This window comes from Nocardiopsis sp. B62 (genome assembly GCF_018070675.1).
Classification (GTDB): Bacteria; Actinomycetota; Actinomycetes; order Streptosporangiales; family Streptosporangiaceae; genus Nocardiopsis; species Nocardiopsis prasina.
On record NZ_JAGPXK010000057.1, the window covers coordinates 1 to 1,266 of the forward strand.

At 70.9% G+C, this 1,266-nt stretch carries 1 protein-coding gene; it reads right to left on the bottom strand.

Translation table 11 applies throughout. The annotated features are described in order from the left end of the window. Positions 1-1,266: condensation domain-containing protein (locus KBX21_RS26245; protein WP_247666373.1), on the bottom strand; the 1,266-nt coding region annotated here is incomplete at both ends.

The following is a 1,266-nucleotide window of genomic DNA, read 5'->3' on the forward strand; positions in this document are numbered from 1 at the left end:
CGAAGAACCCCACCAAGGAATCCAACGCCTCATCATCACGCCCAGCCACAGGCGTACCGATCGGAACATCAACACCACCACCCGACCGCGCCAACACCACCGCCAACGCAGCCTGAAGAACCATGAACAGCGTGCAGCCCCGCGCTCGCGCCAACTCCGCCAGACGGCCGTGCAGATCGGCGTCCAACGAGAAGGCCAGGTGCTCCCCCCTGTTGGAGGCCACGGCGGGGCGCGGACGATCCGTCTGTAGCTCCAGCACCTCCGGGGCGCCGGCCAGGGACCGCTCCCAGAAGTCGAGCTGGTCGGCGACCGGTCCCCCGGGCTCCGCCTCGTCCAACAGGGCGTTCTGCCAGAGCGCGTAGTCGGCGTACTGCACCCGGAGCGGGACCCAGCCGGGAGCCGAGCCCGCGCGGCGGGCGGAGTACGCCTCCGTGAGATCTCTGAGCAGTACGGCCTCGGACCAGCCGTCGGTGGCGATGTGGTGCAGCAGCACCACCAGGACCGCCTCCTCGTCGGAGACCCTGAGCAGGTCAGCGCGCACCGGCAGGGCCTCGGCCAGGTCGAACACCCTGCCGACGAGGGTGTCCACGGTCCCGCGCACCTGGTCGCGCGCGCAGGGAGTGACCGCGAAGCGCAGCAGGGCACGGGCCTCCGGCTTGCCCAGTACTCGCTGGTGGGGCTCGCCTCCGGGCGAGGGGAACACCGTGCGCAACGACTCGTGGCGGTCGACGAGATCGCCCAGCGCGGCGCCGAGCGCTCCAGCGTCGACCTCACCGCGCAGGCGCAGCACGAGCGGAACGTTGTACGACGTGCTCGCCGACTCCAGGCGGTTGAGGAACCACAGACGGCGCTGGGCGAAGGACAACGGCAGCAGGTCGGGACGGGACACGGGCAGAACGCGCGGGCGCGCGCCGCGTTCACCGGCGGCGTCGATCGCCGCAGCCGCACCCACGACCGTCGGGGCGGCGAACAGTTCCCGCAGACTCACCTCAGCGCCGAGCACGGAACGGATCCGGCTGACCAGCCGGGTGGCGAGCAGGGAGTGGCCGCCCAGGTCGAAGAACGAGTCGTCGATCCCCACCCGTTCCAGGCCCAGGACCTCGGCGAACAACCCGCACAGGATCTCCTCCCGAGGATTGCGGGGTTGCCCGCCCGAGACCGAGGCCGTGTAGTCCGGTGCGGGCAGGGCCCTCTTGTCCAGCTTGCCGTTCGCGGTCAATGGCAGCTCGTCCAGCACCACCACCGCCGACGGCACCATGTGCTCGG